Origin of the sequence: Streptomyces sp. NPDC002209 (assembly GCF_042890265.1) — a bacterium.
Classification (GTDB): Bacteria; Actinomycetota; Actinomycetes; order Streptomycetales; family Streptomycetaceae; genus Streptomyces.
In genome coordinates this window covers 361,436-379,814 of record NZ_JBIARX010000004.1, presented here as the reverse complement: position 1 = coordinate 379,814, position 18,379 = coordinate 361,436, and the positions used below count along the sequence as shown (strand labels likewise).

Here is an 18,379-nt window from a genome sequence, read left to right as displayed (position 1 = left end):
GCGCCCGGCGCCGCCGTCCGGGCGGGCCGGCGGGGTCAGCCGGCGACCGGGTACATGGATCCCCGGCGGCCCTCCGCCGAGGTCAGCCACTCCAGCTTCTCCGCCGTGTCGGTGGACGGCAGCGGGGTGTGCAGCACGATCGACAGGTCGGGCCGGGCCGGTACCCGCAACTGGGTCGATTCGACGAACAGCGTCCCCACGACCGGATGCTCGATCTCCTTCTGCATCTGGCCGCCGGGCCGGATGTCCCGCTGCTCCCACAGCTCGGCGAACTCCGGGCTGGCCTCCCGCGCCTCCTCGATGACCGCCTGGAACCCCTCGTCCTCGGGCCACTCCGAGCAGGCCGCCCGGTACTGGGCGACCACGTTGCAGGCGATCTCCTCCCAGTGCCTCGAACGGGCCTTGTAGATGGGGTCGGTGAAGAACGCGATCAGGCAGTTCTGCACGATCTCCGGGCGCATGCCCAGCACCAGGGCGGCCGCGTCGTTGTAGAGCACCGTGTTCCAGTACGCGTCCATGATGTGCGCGGGGAACGGCATCCACGCGTCGATCAGCCGCTTCAGCCCCTCGCACATGTCCCGGTCGGCCGGTGCCACCTCGAGGGCCGGCGGATTGAGCCCCGCCAGCACGTACAGGTGCCGGCGCTCGGCGCTGGTCAGCTTCAGTACCCGGCCGACCGAGTCGAGGACCTGCGGCGACACCGTGATGTCGCGGCCCTGCTCGAGCCACTGGTACCAGGACACCCCGACCCCGGAGAGCACGGCGACCTCCTCCCGGCGCAGGCCCGGGGTGCGGCGGCGGGCCCCGCCGTCCGGCAGACCCGCCTGCGCGGGCGTGACCCTCGCCCGTCTGCTCATCAGGAACTCGCGCAGTTCGGAACGGCGGTGCCTGTCGATCGGTGTAGCCACTAACTCCCCCTGTCAGCTGCCTGGTGGTGCCACCAACAGGATAAGTTCCCACTCTCCACGGGCATTCCCGTGCCGCGAGGGTGGTGGCCATGGCGATCGACACTCATACGACGACGGCACCGACGACGACAACCCCCACCACCGGCCCCGGGACGGCCTCACCCGCCCCCGGGGCCGAACGGCTCACGAGCCGGGCCAAGCTGGTCCTCTTCGTGCTCTGCGCCGCCCAGTTCATGGTGGCCCTCGACTTCTCCGTACTGAACGTGGCCCTGCCCGCCCTCGGCAAGGACCTGGGCCTGAGCCGGTCGGCCCTGCAATGGGCGGTCACCGCCTTCGCGCTGCCCTCCGGCGGCTTCCTCCTCCTCTTCGGCCGGATCGCCGACCTCTACGGACGCAAGAAGCTGTTCCTGATCGGCCTGACCCTCTTCGGTACGGCCTCGCTGCTGGCCACCCTGGCCTGGGACCCGGCGTCGTTCCTGGCCGGGCGCGCCCTGCAGGGCCTCGGCGCGGCGGTCATCGTGCCGACCGGCATGTCCCTGCTGACCACCACGTTCCCCGAGGGCCCGCTGCGCGACAAGGCGGTCGGCATCTCCGGCACCCTGCTGTCCCTCGGCTTCACCATCGGCATGGTCCTCGGCGGCGTCATGACCGACACCCTCGGCTGGCGCTCCACGATGGCACTGCTCGCGGTCACCGCGGTGATCGTGCTCGCCCTCGCCCCCGGCCTGCTGCCCGAGTCCCGGACCCCCGACCGGCCGCGCCTGGACGTACCGGGTGCCGTCACCGTCACCGGCGGCCTGCTCGCGCTGATCTACTCCCTGTCCACCGCGGCCCAGCGCGGCTTCGGCGGCGCGGACGTCTGGGTCACGCTGCCGGCCGGCCTGGCCCTGCTCGTCGCCTTCGCCGTGGTGGAGTCGAAGACCCGGGCCCCGCTGGTCTCGCTGCCGATGCTCAAGCGGCGCACGATCGCCTGGGGGAACGCCGGAGGCCTGGTGACCTTCTCGATGATGTCGACGGTCGTCTTCGTCCTGACCCTGTACCTCCAGGAGACGCTCGGGCTGTCGTCCTTCCAGACCGGTCTGGTCTTCGGTGTCCAGGGCGTCGCATCGGCCCTCGCCGGCTCGTACGCCCCGAAGGTCATCGGCCGCTTCGGCGCCCGGCGCACGCTGGTCGGCTCGCTGCTCGGCCAGGGGCTGCTGACCGCCGCCCTGCTCGCCGTGGGCGCCGAGTCGGGCGCACTGGTGGCGACCGTCGCCGTCTCGGCGGCCAGCATGTTCCACCTCGGCGCGATCATCTCGTACGGGCTGACCGTGACGAGCGGCGTGCCCGACGAGGAGCAGGGCCTGGCGACCGGCCTGGTCACCACGACGCAGCAGGTCGGCATCACCATCGGGATCCCCCTGCTCGGTGTCCTGGCGACCACGCAGGCCTCGCTCTTCGACGGGGTGCGCACGGTCCTGGCGATCGACGCGGCGATCGTGCTCGCGGCGGCGGTCCTGGTGGGCCTCGGCCTGGGCGGCGGCCGTACGAAGAAGGCGTGAGCGGGGCGGCGGCCTCCTGCGCGGCGCTCCCGCGGGTCCGGCCGGTGGCGCCGGATGATCGGGCCGGACGTCCGGCCCGATCACGGGGACGGGCGCGCACGAGGAAACGGGAGAGCCGATGCGACAGCGGGTTCCGCTCCTGACCGCCGCCCTGGTCGCGGCGGCACTGGCCGTGGCGCCCGGCTGCGCCGGCACCTCGGCCCTCCGCGGCGCCCCGGCCGCCTCCCCTTCGCGGCCGGGCCCGGCCGCGAAGGACTTCTCCGGCCCGGTCGACGTGGGCGGCGGCCGAAGGCTCCATCTGAGCTGCAAGGGGACCGGCCGCCCCACGGTCGTCCTGGAGTCCGGGCTGCACGATGCGTCCGACACGTGGAACTTCACCGAGACCCGGCCACCCGTCCCGAAGTCACCCGCCGTGTTCCCGGGGGTCGCGGCCTTCGCCCGGGTGTGTACGTACGACCGGCCCGGAACCATCCGCTACGCGAACCCTCCGGCACTCACCACCCGCAGCACGCCGGTGACCGGCACCCGCTCCCTCGCCGCCATGGCCTCAGACCTCGACAAGGTGCTGACGGCGGCTCACGTGCCCGGTCCCTACCTGCTCGTCGGCCACTCCTTCGGCGCAATGATCACCCGGCTGTACGCCCAGCAGCATCCGGAGAAGACCGCCGGACTCGTCTTCGTCGACGCGTTCGGCACGAACATGCAGCCGTTCTTCGCCGCGCAGTGGCCCGCGTACCTGAAGCTGCTCAACAACCCCGGTACGCCCTTCGACGCGGATCCGCGGTTCGAGAAGGTCGACGTCGACGGTGCGGTCGACGCGGTGAAGGCGGCGAAGCCCCTGCCGAAGGTCCCGATGGCCGTGCTCAGCAAGACGGAGCCGTTCGCGGCCCCCGCCGGCAGCCCGCGGGCCGTCCTGGCACCGCTCGAGCGCGCCTGGCCCGAGGTCCAGCAGGCCCTGGTGGAGCTGGGGAACCAGACCCCGCACCTCCTGGCCACCGGAAGCGACCACTACGTACAGGTGCACGACCCCGATCTGACGATCGGCGCCATCCGCCTCGTCGCGGGCCGGGCCCTCGCCGGAGGGTGAGCGTGCGACTGCCGGCCCTGGCCCGGTCCCGGCCTCAGGCCCGCCTCCACCGGGGCGGGTTCCCGGGGGAGACGGGCTCCGGCGCGGGTTCCGGGCCGCGCAGGTGCAGGTTGCGGACCGTGGCCGCGGTCTCGCGTTCGAAGTGCTCCCAGGAGACCAGCCGGCGCCAGGCCGGATCCGGCAGCCCCGGCACGGTGGCCCCGCGCGCGGCCCACTCCCGGGCGAGCTGCTCGAACAGCGGGGCGGCCGCGGCCGCGTGGGCCGGCTGCCGGGGAGGGGGGACGTACGGGGGGCGGCCGCCGTCGTCCGGAGCCGCCCGGTGTCGCGCCGTGGTGGCGAGCGTGGAGCGCGTCGTCGTCATGCCTGCGCAAACGATGCGCCGGGCGGCGGGGACACGGACGGCCGCCTGCCGGGGTCAGAGTTCCCGTCGGGCTCGGCGGCCCTGAATCCGGCCGGCCCGCCGACCCGGCGGGTCCCTCCGCCGAATGCATCAATTGCCTTGCCCTGTGCGGGAGTTCGAAGCAATTGAGGTGTCATTCATTATGGCCGGACCGCAACTTCGGCAATGCCGTTGTTTTCCTTCGGAAAACACCCGGGGTTTTTGGACATTGTGATGGCCGGGCCCGGGAGATGTCGGCGCTGGTGGGCGGCGCGCGGTCGCCTCCCCGTTTCCCGGCGTCGGCGCGGTTTCGGCCCCGCAGGCCAGAAGTCTGCCGTTCTTGGCCGAGGCGGGCCTCGATCGATTTGGCGGTGCGTTCCTCTTGTCTCATCATGTGAACAGACATCAGGTTGCGGCCGCGCTCGCCAACTCTGCGCAACGTACGCATTGTTGACTGATCAACGGGTGAGAGTGGTGTGAGTTCCACCACGCCGCCCCGACGCGTCGCCCGTCTCCCGCCTATTTCAACTTTCATCTTCCGAGGTAAAGGCAGCATGCCCGTCCAGCAGTTTTCAGACCTCGTGCGTTTCGCCCGTGACCGTTCTCCTTTCTACGCCGACCTCTACGCGGACCTGCCGCCGCACGTGAGCCGGATCACCGATGTACCCGTCGTGGACCAGGACAGGTTCTGGGCCGCCAACACCCTCCACGACAACCGCGTCCTGACCGCCCCCCTCGGGGAAGCCGTCGTATTCAAGACGGGCGGCACCACGGGGACGCCGCGGTTCTCCGCCTACACCCGCGAGGAATGGCAGGAGTTCGTCACCGCCTTCGGCGCCGGGATGGTCGACGCCGGCCTGCGGCCCGGTCACAGGGTCGCCGACCTCTTCTACGCCGGCGAGCTCTACGCCAGCTTCCTGTTCGTCCTGGACTCGCTCGCGCACGCCCCCGTCGCCAACGTCCGGCTGCCCATAGGCGGCGGCGCCCCGCTCGAGTCGACGGTCACCACGCTCGAGGACTTCGCCGCCCACGTGGTGGCCGGCACGCCGACCACCCTGTGCCGCCTCGCCGAGCACCTGACCTCGGCCGGCCGCCAACTGCCCGGCGTCGAATTCCTGTTCTTCGGCGGCGAAGCCCTCTTCGAGGACCAGCGCCGCCTCCTCTCGGCCGCCTTCCCGGGCGCCACGCCCCGTTCGCTCGGCTACGCCAGCGTCGACGGCGGCCTCCTCGGCCGCCCGGTACCCGGCACGCACGACGATACGCGCACGCACCGCCCGTTCGCCCCGCACACCGTCGTCGAGATCCTCGACGAGACGACCGGCGAACCGATACGCGAGGCGGGCCGGCCCGGGCGGGTCGTCGTCACGCAGCTCTTCCGCCGCCTCATGCCGGTCATCCGCTACCCCGCCGGCGACCGCGCGGAGTGGACCGACACCGAGGGCGGCGCCTTCCGCATCCTCGGCCGAGCCGAGGAAGGCGTCCGCGTCGGCCCCGTCTCGCTGTACTTCCAGGACGTCACGAACGCCGTCGCCGAGGCCGACACCGAGGGCAGGGTCACGGGCGTGCAGCTCGTCGTCCGCCGCTGGGAGGGCCGCGACGGCCTCGTCCTGCGCCTGGCCACCGCCCCCGGCCAGGACCCGGCCGGCCTGGAGGTCTTCGCCAAGGAGGTCGTCACCGGGCTGAACACCGCCCGGCCGCTCTACCCCGACAGCGTCGCCGCGGGATTCGTCCACCCGCTCCGCGTCGAGTGGGCCCGCCACCGCGACCTGGTGGTCAACTCCCGCTCCGGCAAGCTCGTCCGCGTCATCGACGAGAGGCCGACCGCATGACCGCCCCGGCATCCGAGGCCGCCGCCCGCAGGCTCCCCCTCGTCCTGCGCAACCGCGCCTTCGGGACCGTATGGCTGGGCCAGGTGCTCACCCAGGCCGGCGTCCGCATGTTCCAGGTGGGCATCTCCTGGTGGCTCATCGGCTACGCCGCTTCCGGTGACGGAGGGTTCGCGGCCGGACTGTTCATGGCCGTCAGCACGCTGCCCGCCGTGGTCCTCGCCCCGCTCGTCGCCCGGGCCATCGCCCGCTTCGCCCACCGCTCGCTGCTGCGCACCGCCGCCGGCGGCGCCGCGGCGGCAGCCGCCGCGCTGGCCGTCTGGGCCGGCGCGAGCGACCTCCCGGTCCCCGCGGCCTACGCGGCGGCCCTGGCCCTGGCGACCTGCCAGGCCTTCTTCGACCCGTGCCTGACCACCTCCGTGCCCGAGCTCGTGGACGACGCGGACATCGAGGCCGCGACCGGCTTCGAGCTGTCCACCCAGTCGCTGGCGAGCCTCGGCGGAGCCCTCCTCGGCGCCCTCGTCGTGGACATGGCCGGGGTGGCCGGCCTCGCCGCCGGCTGCGCCGCCGCCTACGCCACGGCCGCCCTGCTCATCGCGACCGTACGGTTCCGCACCGCCGGTGCCGGCCCCGAGCCGCACGACGTGCAGGGCGACGGCGAGGACGCGCCACCGCGTCGGACACTGCGCCAGATCCTCGGCGCCCTGCCGTACGTGCGCGGCATCCTGCTCTGCTTCACCGCGGCCAACCTCTTCACCACGGCCGTCTTCGTCGTCATGCCGCTGTACACCGCCTCCGTACTGCACGGCGACGGCGCCACCGTCGCCCTCCTGGAGGCGTCGCTCGGCGTGGGCACGCTCGTCGGCTCCTTCACCGGCGCACGGGTACCCGGCCGGCCCGCCGTGGTCGGCACCGCGTGCCTCGCCGCGATGGCCGCCGCCCTCGCCGTCCCCGGCCTGATCGCCGCACGCCCCGCCATCGCGGGCGCCCTGCTGGTGACCGGCTGGTGCGTCGGGGTGATCGGGGTCCGCTTCGTGGCCCTGTTCCAGCGGCTGGTCCCGGCCGCCGACAAGCCCGCGTTCTTCGCCGTCATGCAGGCCGTCCTCGGCGCGACCTTCCCGGTCGCCTCGCTGCTCTTCGGGTTCCTCGGCGACCACCTCTCCGCCCAGACGCTGTGCCTGATCCAGGCGGCCGGACTCGTGCCCGCCGCCCTCGCCCTGGCCCTGCTGCCCGGGCACACGGCGGGCGCCACGGCCCCCGCCGCGCCCGTGTCCGCGCCGGCCCCCGCAGGAGACGCGCGATGACCGCCGTGATCGAACAGGCCACCCCGGCCGACATAGCCGATCTCCGCCAGCTCTACTACGCCGTCTACGGACCGCACTACCCCACGGCCCTGGGCACCGACCCCGCCGAGATGTCCCGGCTCATCCGGGACCCGCACACCCACTGGCTCGTCGCCCGCTGCCCCCGTACCGGCGCCCTCGCCGGATCGGCCGCGGTCCACAGCGAACCCGGCAGCCGCGTCGGCCGCCTCGAAGGGCTCGCCGTCCACCCCGACCAGCGCGGATCCGGGCTCGCCGGGCAGCTGACCGAGGCGGTGTGCGCCGGCACGCTCGATGCCGGGACGCTCGACTCCGTGTACGCCACCGTCCGTACGGTCAGCGCCGGACCCCAGCGCGTCGTGGCCCGCAACGGCTTCCGCCCCCTGGGCATCCTGCCCAACGCCGTGGAACTCAGCAGCCGCGAAAGCCTCGCACTCTACGCGCGTCACTCGCCCGGAGTGCTGGACCGCCGGGTACCCGTCGCAGAAGTGCCCGCCTCCCTGGTACCGCTCCTGCGCACCGCCGGGGCGAGCCTCGGCATCAGCTACGCGGACGCCCGGCCCACGCCCCCGCTGCCCGCGCCCGCCGGGCCGGACGCACGGCCGCTGGAGATGATCGAGGCACCCGCCTTCGTCCGCCGCCGCTTCCACCAGCACTTCCCCGACACCGGCCGCTGGTTCTACCCGCTGCACACCCCCAACATCCTCCTCACCCCCGACGACGGCGGTTTCGAGGTGTACGCCTACCTCAACCGCACCGGCGGCTACTGCGCCCTGGTCACCGCCCACCCCGACCCGGCGGCCGCCGCCGGCTGGCTGGAGCCGGTCACCCGGACCCTCACCCGCGCCGGCGCCGGCTACGTGGAGGCGCTCGTACCCCTGGAACACCACGCCGCGCTCTCGGCCTTCGCCGCCCAGGGCTTCATCGCCGGGGCCCTGTACCCGGCCATGCGCCGGGACGGCGACGGCTTCCACGACTACGTGGTGATGTCCCGGACCACCGAGCACATCGACTTCCGCGGCGTGGTCGTCGACCCGCCCCTCCAGCCCTTCCTCGATTCCTATGTGTCGGCCTGGGCGTCGACCCATCTGCCCGTACGTGAGGTTGCTCCATGACTCCTTCCACGACCCCTTCCACGGCCTCCCCGAAACCCCATCTCGCCCCCGTGGACGTCCCCGACCCCGCGGCCCTCGGCCGGGTCCAGCAGCTCTGCGACCTGACCGAGCCCTACACCTGCGGTCCCGCCGAGGAAGAGCTGTTCGCCGCCGCCATGGCGGAGACCAACAGCTGGCACCGCGACCGGTCCCCGTTCTTCCGCAGCCTGTACGACGGGGAGCGTCCGGACACCCCGTACGAGGCACCCCTGGTGCACGCGAACTTCTTCAAGCGCCACGAGGTCCTGTCCGTACCCGAGGACGCGGTCCACCTCCACCTGACCTCCTCCGGGACCACCGGACAGAAGTCGCAGATGTTCTTCGACGAGTGGACCATCCGCTCCGCCCAGCGCATGGTCGCCCGCATCTTCGACCACAACGGCTGGATCACCCCCGACCAGCCGGTCAACTACCTGCTCTACAGCTACGAGCCCGCCCGCGACCTCAACCTGGGCACCTCGTTCACCGACAACTACCTCTGCGACTTCGCCCCGGCCCGGCAGGTCGCGTACGCGCTGCGCAACACCGGCAACGGCCACGAGTTCGACCCCTTCGGCTGCGTCGCCGCGCTGCGCCGCTTCGCCGAGGACGACGTGCCCGTCCGCATCCTCGGCTTCCCCGCCTTCCTCTGGTTCACGCTGGAGCGGATGCGCGCCATGGGCCTGGAGCCCCTGAAGCTCCCGGAAGGGTCCCTGATCATCCTCGGCGGCGGCTGGAAGGGCCACACCGACCGGCAGATCGGCAAGCACGAGCTGTACGCCCGCGTCACCGAGCAGCTGGGCGTCCCCTCCGAGCGGATCCGCGACACCTTCGGGTCGGTCGAGCACTGCATCCCGTACATCGAGTGCGCGCACCACAACCTCCACGCACCCGTCTGGTCCCGCGTCTTCATCCGCTCCACCCGCACCCTCGAACCCCTCCCGTACGGCGAGCGCGGCTACCTGCACCTGGTGTCCCCGTACATCACCTCCGTACCGGCGCAGAGCGTCGTCATGGGCGACCTCGCCTCGCTCCACCCGGGCGAGGAGTGCGGCTGCGAACTGACCACCCCGTGGTTCACGATCCACGGCCGGGCCGGCGTCAGCCGCAACCGCAGCTGTGCCGTGGCCGCCGCCGAACTGATGAAGGGAATGTCATGACCGACACCATCAACCACCACTACTGGCAGGGCACCTTCATCGGGGACGACGAGGCCGCCCGCCGTCTGACCACGCTGCCCACCGCCGTCGAGGCCGCACTCGGTGCGCCCCTGGACACCGAGACCGTCCTCGCCGCCTGCGACGCCCTCTCCCGCGCCCTGCGCGACCCCGGCCACCGCGTACGGGAGCGGCTGGCCCCGCACCTGCCCGCGGACGGCGACACGGGCCGGGAGGAACTCCTGGCCGAACTGGCGGATTTCCTCGCCCGCGGCTCCCTCACCCGCAAGCTCCGGCGCGAGCTGGGCGGCGCCGCCCCGCAGCGGCTGAACCGCCCCGACGCCAAGGAGACGGTGTACGAGGCCTGGGCGCCCGTCGGCCTGGTCGCCCACATAGCCCCCGGCAACGCCGCCACCGTCGCCCCGCTCAGCCTGATCGAGGGGCTGCTCGCCGGGAACGTCAACGTCCTCAAGACCAGCAGCTCCGACACCTTCCTCGCCCAGCACCTCCTCGCCGAACTCGCCGCCCAGGACCCGACCGGCGCCCTCGCCGAGCGCATCATCGTGCTGCGCTTCCCCTCCTCCCGCCAGGAATGGCTGCGCCTGATGTGCGCCCCCGCCGACGCCGTCGCGGTGTGGGGCGGCGAGTCCGCCGTCGAAGGCGTCGCCGCCCATGTCCCGGCCGGCTGCCGCCTGGTGGAGTGGGGACACAAGATCTCCTTCGCGTACCTCACCCAGGACGTCTGGGCCGACGAGGCGACGCTGACGGCCCTGGCCCGGGACATCTGCCTCTTCGAGCAGCAGGCCTGCTCCAGCCCCCAGGTCGTCTACCTCGACACCGAGCCCGGGAACACCGAGGCGCTGCACGCGTGCGCCGAGCGCCTCGCCGCAGCCCTGGACGCGCAGCCGGCGCCCGCCGCGGCGGACCTCGACCCGGCCGAGTACGCCGAGCTGACCACCACCGAGCACCTCGCCCGCCTCGAGGAGCACCTGGGCCTCACCCGCGTCCTGGCCGCCCCCGACGGCACCTGGCGGGTCATGGCCGACAGCCGGCCGGCCCTCACCGCCTCACCGCTGCACCGCAGCGTCTGGGTCAAGCCGCTGCCCCGCAAGAGCCTCATCGCGACGCTGCGTCCCATGCGCCGCTACCTCCAGACGGCGGGCATCGCGGGCAGCCGCACCGACATCGCCGAGCTCTCGGCCCTGGTCCTGGCCGCCGGGGCCACCCGGGTCACCCCCGTCGGCGCCATGACCGCGGGCTACGCCGGGGAACCGCACGACGGGGTCTACGCCCTCCAGCGCTACAGCCGCCGCGTCGCCGTCCAGGCCGACGAGCGCTTCGCCGCCACCGCCTGCCTCGACGACCTCGCCCGCCCGGCCCTGTTCCCGCAGCCCACCGGTCCGCTGCTGGACAAGGCCGCCGTGCAGGACCTCAACCGCGGGGTCGACCGGAGCGACGCCGAGCTGTACTTCCGCAGCGGGGGCAGTACCGGTACGCCCGCCCTGTCGCTGTTCACGTACGAGGACTACGACACGCAGATGCACGCCGCCGCCCGCGGCCTCCTCGCCGCCGGGTACGACCCGGCCCGCGACCGTACGGCCAACCTCTTCTACTGCGGCGCCATGTACGGCGGGTTCATCAGCTTCTTCTCCATCCTGGAGCGGCTCGGCGGCGTCCAGATGCCGATGGCCGCGGGCTCCGACCACCGGGCCACCGCGGAGATGATCGCCGCGTACGAGGTGGACACGCTCTTCGGCATGCCCTCGTACCTCTGGCAGCTCCTGCACGAGGAGGCCGACCTGCTGCGCTCGTACGGAGGCCTGCGCAAGATCTACTACGGCGGCGAACACTTCACCGACGAACAGCGCAGGACGCTGACCGAGACGTACGGCATCGAGGTCATCCACTCCATCACCTACGGCAGCACCGACCTCGGCCCCCTCGGCTACCAGTGCACCCGGAGCGGCGGCAGCGTCCACCACCTCCACGCAGACCTGCACACCCTGGAGATCGTCGACCTCGACGAGGACCGTCCCGTGGCACCGGGGGAGACCGGCCGGCTCGTCTTCACCACCCGTGCGCGGCGCGGCCAGCACCTCGACCGGTACGTCATCGGCGACCTCGGGCGCGCCCTGCCCGGCCGCTGCCCCTGCGGCAGCCACGCCCCGCGCTTCGAACTGCTGGGCCGGCTGGGCGAGGTGATGCGGGTGGCGACGTACTTCCTCAACTACCGCCGCTTCGTGGCCATCGCGCAGGAACAGCTGCGCTACGGCGGTGAGCTCCAGGCCGTCCTGACCGCCGGGGCCGTCCGCGAGGGCCTCACCCTGCGGATGGAGAGCGCCCACGCCCCGGACCCGGACCGGGCGCGCGAGGCCATCCTGGCGGGGTACCCCGAGGTGCGGTCGGCCGTGGCGGAGAAGCTGCTCGACTTCACGGTCGAGGTGGTGGACGGCGCTGCGCTGTCCCGTACCGCGACGAGCGGAAAGCTGCTGGCGGTGGTGGACCGGAGGCGGTGACCCCGGCCGCTCCGCAGGAGCCGGAGAACGGGAGACGAGGGCCCCCGCCCCCGGTGCGCGTGCCGTGCCGGGGTTGCCGGGGCGGATCTTAGACGGGCCAGGGGGTGTTTTCCGTCAGATCTCCCGTTCTGCTCACGCTTCCCCGCACGCTCAGTAGCGTCGGTCTCACAAGAGAGGTCCGGCGTGCAGCGGAAGCGGCGCGGGGCGTGGACGCAGAGAAGAAGGAGCGGGCGCCGATGGCGAACGTGGAAGTTTCCCTCAAGGAGACGATGACCTCGATCGAGGGCACCCTGGGTGTCGCACTGGTCGACTACACCAGCGGCATGGCACTGGGAACGCTCGGCGGCGGCAAGGACCTCGACCTGGCGGTCGCCGCCGCGGGCAACACCGACGTGATCCGGGCCAAGGTCCGTGCCATGGACATGCTGGGCCTGCAGGACGAGATCGAGGACCTGCTGATCACGCTGGGGAACCAGTACCACTTGATCCGGCTGCTCAAGGGCCGTGGGGGCAACGGCCTGTTCCTGTACGTCGTACTGGACAAGGGCAGGTCCAACCTGGCGATGGCCCGGCACCAGCTCAAGCGCATCGAATCAGCTCTGGAACTGTAGCTTTCGCTCTCTTGGGCCCACGCATGCCCACAAATTGAAGAATTCTTCAATCTGGCACATCCGAAATTGGCCAAGCAGAGGCGCGCGTGGGCCCATCGGGCGGAATGATGGGCGGTGGTGGCATAGAGCAACGGCGGGAGTGTTCGTGGGCATGCAGGTACCCCTGTACCAGGCGAAGGCGGAGTTCTTCCGCATGCTCGGACACCCCGTCCGCATCCGCGTTCTGGAACTCCTGCAGAACGGCCCGCGGCCCGTACGCGAGCTCCTCGCCGAGATCGACATCGAGCCGTCCAACCTGTCCCAGCAGCTCGCGGTCCTGCGCCGCTCGGGAATCGTCGTCTCCACCCGCGACGGCTCGACCGTCAACTACGCCCTCGCCGGCGGAGACGTCGCCGAACTCCTGCGCGCGGCCCGCCGTATCCTCACCGAGCTCCTGGCGGGCCAGAGCGAACTCCTCGCCGAACTACGGCAGGTGGAACCCCGGACCGGCCCCGCGGTGCCGGGTCCCGGACGCTGAGCGCCCTATCCGAGAGCCTCGAGCAGCTCCTGCTCGCGCCCCGCGCTGAGGCCGGCGCGCCGTTCCCGGTCCAGACCCTGCTCGCGCTCCCACGCCAGGGTGTCGGCCAGCAGCTCCGCCCGCGGCCGGTGGCGCAGTCCCGCGGCGTACGCCGCGGACCCGTCCCGGGCCGACCAGCCTTCCCAGCCCGCCTCGACCAGCCACATCGGCAGCGACTCGGCCCCCATGTACTCGGCCACGCCCTTCGCCAGCAGCCACGCCGAGTCGGCGGTGACCACGGGGCCGGTGTGCCCGCCCGTCGTACGGGACAGCTCGATCCACTCCCGGAACGGCAGGACCGGACCGACGGCGTTGTACGTCCCGGTGCCCCCGTTCTCCGCGGCGTCGAGCAGCCAGGCCGCGAGGTCCCGTACGTCGACCGTCTGCGTCGGTGCGGCCGGTTCACCGGGAACCAGCATCGGCCCGTGCGGATCGCGCGCGGCGCGGGCCACCCAGTAACCGGAGCGTCCGCTGTGATCCCCCGGGCCGCCGATGAGGCCGGCGCGTGCGATGAGGAGGCGCTCGCCCAGGGCGGCCGCCGACGCCTGCTCGCAGGCCGCCTTGGCCTCGCCGTACAGCGCGCGGTCGACCTCGCTCCGGTCCGTCGGGGGCAGGAGCGGCGCGGACTCGTCCGCCCCCGGCGTGGCGTGGGAGGCGTAGGCACTGACCGAGGAGACGTACGTCCAGTGCCGGGCCCGGCCGCCCAGTGCGTCGAGCGCCCCACGGACGAAGCCCGGCTGCCAGGACACCTCGACGACCGCGTCCCACACGCGGTCGAGCAGGGGCTCGTACGCCGAGGGATCGCGGCGGTCGGCGGCCACCAGACGTGCCCCGTCGGCGACTTCGCCGCTCTCGCCGCGGGCGAGGCACGTCACGCGATGGCCGCGCCCGATCGCCTGCCGTGACAGTTCCCGGCCCACCCATGCAGTTCCGCCCAGAACCAGGATCTCCATGCCGACACCCAAGCACCGGGAACCTCGAACATCCAGACGGATTCGCTGACGGCGGACCTGTCGATGGATTCGGGTCCGCCGCTGCGGTGGCCAGAAATGGCTGGCCCGAACGGGTGAGTTCTCTAGCCGCTGGTGACCGGGATGTTGATGCCGAGGTTCCGGAGCAGCACCCACTCGACCTCTTCCCCGATGGGGAACTCGCCCGCGACCTCGGTGTCGGTGACGACCGTGAGGACCGTGCCCGTGGGGTCCTGCTCCACCAGGTTGAGGTGGAGCACCTCGGGCGTCGCCACGATCGGCGGGCTGGCGAGCTCCAGCGCGAGCCGGAAGCCCGAAGAGGGGCAGGCCGCCACGCCCTTCACCCTGACCGTGCGTCTGCCGTCGCCCGTCCGGTATTCCGTGGCCTTGAAGTGCTCGGTCTTGTACTCGCAGGAAGGCCCGTCGGCCGGTTCAGCCATGTTCGCTCCTCTTGGACGGGGTGCTGCCCGCAGGCCGGTGTTCGGCGCCGGCCCGTATCGGCAACACCCACACGGCATCACCCTCGGCGCTCCCGCCGAGCCGCGCAACTCCGGCACCTCCGGATACCGGCCGGCCGCCCCGTCGGTGGCTAGCCTGGGCCGCATGAACTCCTCCGCCGCGCCCGGCCCCGCCTCCGCCCCCGACCGGTACACCGTCGTCCTGCGCCCGGGGCTCACCGATCCCGGGGGCTCCCCGCGCCGTGGTGTGCTGCGCACCGCGCTGGTCGAGGCCACCGGTGAATTCGGGGCCTCCGGCTATCCGCGGTACGCGGGCGAAGGCGTACAGGCCGACATCGACCCGAGGACCCGGACCGTCGAAGCGGTGACGCTCGACGGGGCGGAACTCCCGTACGGCTGGGTGGCCCAGGTCGCAGACGCCTGAGGCCGTGACCGGGGCGTTGTCAGTGCTCCAGCCTATGTTCAGCAGTGTCCCGCCGATCGGCGCGGAACTCCCCTTGCTGCATAGGAGATGGGTGCGTTGTCAGACTGGGAGAGGTCGAGCACGGCGCGGGTGGTACCACCCGCGCAGCCGCGCAAGCTCGCCAAGGTCCCGTTCGTCGAGCTGGCCGACGGGCGCTTGCAGGGCGTGGTGTCCAGCGGTTCGGACATAGGGCGCGTCTACGTCTCGTCGGTCGCGGCCGGTACCCATGCGTTCGCCTGCAGCACCAACAACAACCGGCCCTGCGGCGGCGCGCGGGGCTCGTTCTGCAACCACATCAAGGCCCTGATCACCGAGGCCGTGCTCCAGTACGGCGCCCCGCGCGTGGCCCGCTACCTGCGGGTCGACGGCGCGGGCGGTGCGCCGACGGCACTGAGCATCGCCGCCGACATGAGCAGCACCCGCCCTCCGCAGGGGGACGGCCGGGCCGCCGCGCCCGTCTTCAGCCGGTTCCTGCGCCACCTGGCCTACCTGGAACTCGCCCCGACCACCTCACCGTTGCCGGAGATGCAGTGGTTCCCGCCGACCAGGGCGGCAGCGACGGGGGTGCCCCCGCGCGAGCCCGGTCCGGCCGCGGGGGAGCGTACCGGCCCGCTCGCCGACACCATTGCCGGGCTCGACGAGGCCCTCGCGGCCGTCGACGCCTTCGACGGGGCTCTCGTCGCCGGTCTGCTCCGTCCCCGTCCCGCCCAGGCGGCCGGGCTCACCGAGCTCGCCCAGGCCGTCGCGGGGACGCCGCTGGCCGCCAGGGCCGCCGAAGCGGCCGACAAGGCAGCGGCCGGAGCCGCCGGCGAAGACCACTTCGTGGCCCTCGCCGCCGCCCGCACGGCACTGCTCGGCTCCGTCCACGACGCACTGACGACCCGCGTCGGCGAGGTGACCGGCCGGGCGTGCCGAGAGGAGACCGCCCCTGCGCCCGGCGGACGGCTGGCGCCGAACCTGCTCGCCGCCGCCCGCGCCTGGCTCTGTGACCTCGCCCGCGCCGGCTGGCAGGGCATCGACCACGACCTGGTCTCCGCCTCGGCGCCCGTCGTCTCCGCGATGCTCCCCGACCCGGAGCTGCGCCGCCTGGCGACGCTCCTCGACGGGTTCGCCGCCGAACTCGCCGCCTCCTGCCCGGGCGTGTCCCTGGACCGCATCCCCGCACGCCGCTGGGCGGACCTGTGGTCGCGCGCCCTGCTGCTGACGCTGCCCGGCGCGGTCGGCGTACCCGCCACCGGCACGGCCACCGGCAGGCTACTGCCCCTCGGCACCGACCTGCACGAGCACGCGACCGCCGTACAGGCCCAGGTCCACGCGGTGTTCGAACCCGCGGACGGCTCCGCGCCCCGCCTGGTGCGGGCCGCCGTCGCGGTGCCGAAGCCCGACACGGTCGTCGAAGCCGGTCTCTGGCAGCTGCTCCGCCCGCACATGTCCCTGTTGGCGGCCGCCGGCGAAGGCCGCTCGATGGAGCTCGCCGACATGCCGATCACCGCCGAGGGCGACCTGATCTGGAGCGAGGCGCACGCGCGCTCGGGCGGGCCCGCCGACGCCTTCGCCACCGCCCGCGTGGCCCTGCCCGCTGCGGCCGCTGCGGCGACCGCACCGCTGGACCGGCATCCGGCACGGATCGCCGTGCCCGTCTTCCTGGAGGGCCATGCCACCAGGAAGGAGGACGACGGCACACTGACGTGGACCGTCGCCGGCAGCGACCTGGCCGTCGAAGCGGACCGGATCCCGACCGCCGGACCCCTCACCCCGGAAGCCGTTGCGGCGTCGAGCGCCTGCATCGGCCTGCTCCGCTGGGACGCAGGGGCGTTCACCGTCCAGCCGCTCGCCGTCGAAACCACCGTACGGAAGAAGGCGGTCGCGGTGCACGCCGGGGCCTGGGCGGGCGGCACGGCCGACAAGGCCGGTGCAAAGGCCGAGAAGGCCGCCACCGACGCCGCGGCGGTGCTGCGCGAACGAGCGGGAAGGCTGCTGCGGAAGTGACCGGACAGGAACCCGAGGTGCTCCCCGCGCCCGAAGACAACCGCCGGCAGGCCTTGTACTGGCGGCTCCTCGCCCGGCTGTTCGACCAGGAGGAGCAGGCGACGCTGGAGTCGGCGAGCCTGGCCGTGGTCGAGGACATCGGTCTGCCGACCGCCCTGCTGGACCCGCACGTGTCCGTCGACGCGCTCGTGCAGCGCCACCCGGAACTGGCCGCCGAGTTCGAGGGCCTGATGGTGCCGACCGGGGCCGGGGCCGGGGCCGGGGCCGAGGTCAGGACCGCGTCCGAAGGCGTCGGCGACGACGGACGCGACCGCGCCGCCGAGGTACGGCGTGCGGCCCTGGTGTCCAAGGTGCTGCTCAACGTCTTCGCCTCCGCCCCCGGCACCGTCACCGCCGGGCAGCTGGCGCGCTGGCAGTCCGACGCGGCATGGCTGGAGCGCTCCTTCGGCTGCACGCCGGGATCGCTGCGCGGCGGCCGGGCCGGGGGAGCGGGCGCCGGCCCGAGCGGCTCCGGCGGCGGTGGTGGGACCCCCGACCTCAGCCGGCTGATCCCGGCGATCGGCCCGGAGCTCGGCGCCATCGAGGCGGACCTGGTCAAGCGGATGCACCTGCGCGAGGTGCTCGCCGACCCCAAGCTCGCCGCGCAGCTGACCCCGAGCATGTCCTTGATCGAGCAACTGCTGCGCGACAAGAACAACCTGTCCGGCCTGGCCCTGGCCAACGCCAAGGCCCTGATACGCCGCTTCGTCGACGAGGTCGCCGAGGTGCTGCGGACCCAGGTGGAGAAGTCCACGGTCGGCGCCCTGGACCGGTCGGTGCCGCCCAAGCGGGTGTTCCGCAACCTGGACCTCGACCGGACGATCTGGAAGAACCTCACCAACTGGAGCCCGGACGAAGAGCGGTTGTACGTCGACCGCCTCTACTACCGGCACACCGCGCGCAAGACGACGCCGCAGCGGCTGATCGTGGTCGTCGACCAGTCCGGCTCGATGGTGGACTCGATGGTCAACTGCACCATCCTGGCCTCGATCTTCGCGGGACTGCCGAAGGTGGACGTCCACCTGATCGCGTACGACACCCAGGCGCTCGACCTCACGCCCTGGGTGCACGACCCCTTCGAGACCCTGCTGCGCACCAACCTGGGCGGCGGCACGGACGGCACCGTCGCGATGGCGCTGGCCCAGCCGAAGGTCGCCGAGCCCCGCAACACCGTCGTGGTGTGGATCTCGGACTTCTACGAATGGCGGAGCGAGCCGCTGTTCGAGAGCATGGCCGCCCTCCACCGGTCGGGTGCCAAGTTCATCCCCGTCGGCTCGGTGACCAGCTCCGGCCGCGGCAGCGTCAACCCGTGGTTCCGGGAGCGCTTCAAGGACCTCGGCACTCCGGTGCTCTCCGGCCACATCCGCAAACTCGTCCATGAACTCAAGACGTTCCTCGCCTGATATCCCCCTGCATACGCTGA

Annotated in this window: 16 protein-coding genes and 1 pseudogene; 13 read left to right on the top strand and 4 right to left on the bottom strand. The window is 72.7% G+C overall.

Going from position 1 to position 18,379, the window contains the following annotated elements; translation table 11 throughout:
- Positions 1–35: 35 nt before the first annotated feature.
- On the bottom strand, positions 36–857 hold the full coding sequence (locus ACFYXK_RS11130) for a helix-turn-helix transcriptional regulator (protein WP_389410955.1): 822 nt from the start codon (positions 855–857) through the stop codon (positions 36–38).
- Between the two features lie 140 nt (positions 858–997).
- On the opposite strand from ACFYXK_RS11130, the gene ACFYXK_RS11125 reads away from it, so the two are divergent.
- Both ACFYXK_RS11125 and ACFYXK_RS11120 read left to right on the top strand, forming a co-directional pair.
- Positions 998–2,449 carry an MFS transporter gene (locus ACFYXK_RS11125; protein ID WP_389410864.1) on the top strand — a complete coding sequence of 484 codons (1,452 nt, stop codon included), beginning with the start codon at positions 998–1,000 and terminating at the stop codon, positions 2,447–2,449.
- Positions 2,450–2,567: 118 nt separating this feature from the next.
- Positions 2,568–3,536: an alpha/beta fold hydrolase gene (locus tag ACFYXK_RS11120; protein ID WP_389410863.1), complete on the top strand. Its 969-nt coding sequence runs from the start codon at positions 2,568–2,570 to the stop codon at positions 3,534–3,536.
- 34 nt (positions 3,537–3,570) lie between these two features.
- Here the strand turns inward: ACFYXK_RS11120 and ACFYXK_RS11115 are convergent, their stop codons facing one another.
- Positions 3,571–3,897 carry a hypothetical protein gene (locus ACFYXK_RS11115; RefSeq protein ID WP_389410862.1) on the bottom strand — a complete coding sequence of 109 codons (327 nt, stop codon included), beginning with the start codon at positions 3,895–3,897 and terminating at the stop codon, positions 3,571–3,573.
- A 572-nt stretch (positions 3,898–4,469) separates the two neighbouring features.
- Between ACFYXK_RS11115 and ACFYXK_RS11110 the strand changes: the two genes are divergently transcribed.
- The 7 genes from ACFYXK_RS11110 (at position 4,470) to ACFYXK_RS11080 (ending at position 12,997) form a co-directional block, all read left to right on the top strand.
- On the top strand, positions 4,470–5,744 hold the full coding sequence (locus tag ACFYXK_RS11110; RefSeq protein WP_389410861.1) for a phenylacetate--CoA ligase family protein: 1,275 nt from the start codon (positions 4,470–4,472) through the stop codon (positions 5,742–5,744).
- Complete coding sequence (locus ACFYXK_RS11105; protein ID WP_389410860.1) at positions 5,741–7,045, top strand: MFS transporter; 1,305 nt, start codon at positions 5,741–5,743, stop codon at positions 7,043–7,045. Before ACFYXK_RS11110 ends, ACFYXK_RS11105 begins: the two co-directional genes overlap by 4 nt.
- Positions 7,042–8,178, top strand: coding sequence for a GNAT family N-acetyltransferase (locus ACFYXK_RS11100; RefSeq protein WP_389410859.1), 1,137 nt, complete (start codon positions 7,042–7,044; stop codon positions 8,176–8,178). Before ACFYXK_RS11105 ends, ACFYXK_RS11100 begins: the two co-directional genes overlap by 4 nt.
- Entirely contained in the window at positions 8,175–9,356 is a 1,182-nt protein-coding gene (locus ACFYXK_RS11095; protein ID WP_389410858.1) for an acyl-protein synthase, read from the top strand. Before ACFYXK_RS11100 ends, ACFYXK_RS11095 begins: the two co-directional genes overlap by 4 nt.
- The gene (locus tag ACFYXK_RS11090; protein WP_389410857.1) at positions 9,353–11,869 is read left to right on the top strand and encodes an acyl-CoA reductase; all 2,517 of its coding nucleotides are present in this window, start codon (positions 9,353–9,355) and stop codon (positions 11,867–11,869) included. Before ACFYXK_RS11095 ends, ACFYXK_RS11090 begins: the two co-directional genes overlap by 4 nt.
- Positions 11,870–12,105: 236 nt before the next feature.
- The gene (locus tag ACFYXK_RS11085; protein WP_389410954.1) at positions 12,106–12,480 is read left to right on the top strand and encodes a hypothetical protein; all 375 of its coding nucleotides are present in this window, start codon (positions 12,106–12,108) and stop codon (positions 12,478–12,480) included.
- Positions 12,481–12,631: 151 nt separating this feature from the next.
- Positions 12,632–12,997: an ArsR/SmtB family transcription factor gene (locus tag ACFYXK_RS11080; protein WP_389410856.1), complete on the top strand. Its 366-nt coding sequence runs from the start codon at positions 12,632–12,634 to the stop codon at positions 12,995–12,997.
- Positions 12,998–13,002: 5 nt separating this feature from the next.
- Here ACFYXK_RS11080 and ACFYXK_RS11075 read toward each other — a convergent pair whose 3' ends face one another.
- Positions 13,003–13,989 (bottom strand): NAD-dependent epimerase/dehydratase family protein, encoded by a 987-nt coding sequence (locus ACFYXK_RS11075; RefSeq protein ID WP_389410855.1) that lies wholly within the window; start codon positions 13,987–13,989, stop codon positions 13,003–13,005.
- 122 nt (positions 13,990–14,111) lie between these two features.
- A complete protein-coding gene (locus ACFYXK_RS11070) occupies positions 14,112–14,447 on the bottom strand; it encodes a hypothetical protein (RefSeq protein ID WP_389410854.1) in 336 nt (111 codons plus the stop codon).
- 163 nt (positions 14,448–14,610) lie between these two features.
- Between ACFYXK_RS11070 and ACFYXK_RS11065 the strand changes: the two genes are divergently transcribed.
- From ACFYXK_RS11065 to ACFYXK_RS11050, 4 genes and pseudogenes are all read left to right on the top strand, one after another.
- Positions 14,611–14,889, top strand: a complete 279-nt coding sequence (locus tag ACFYXK_RS11065; RefSeq protein WP_383511831.1) for a hypothetical protein — start codon at positions 14,611–14,613, stop codon at positions 14,887–14,889.
- Positions 14,890–14,976: 87 nt separating this feature from the next.
- Positions 14,977–15,486, top strand: a pseudogene (locus ACFYXK_RS11060) (hypothetical protein); the annotation flags it as partial.
- 6 nt (positions 15,487–15,492) lie between these two features.
- Complete coding sequence (locus ACFYXK_RS11055) at positions 15,493–16,917, top strand: hypothetical protein (protein ID WP_389410953.1); 1,425 nt, start codon at positions 15,493–15,495, stop codon at positions 16,915–16,917.
- Positions 16,914–18,359: a VWA domain-containing protein gene (locus ACFYXK_RS11050; RefSeq protein WP_389410853.1), complete on the top strand. Its 1,446-nt coding sequence runs from the start codon at positions 16,914–16,916 to the stop codon at positions 18,357–18,359. Before ACFYXK_RS11055 ends, ACFYXK_RS11050 begins: the two co-directional genes overlap by 4 nt.
- Positions 18,360–18,379: the final 20 nt, after the last annotated feature.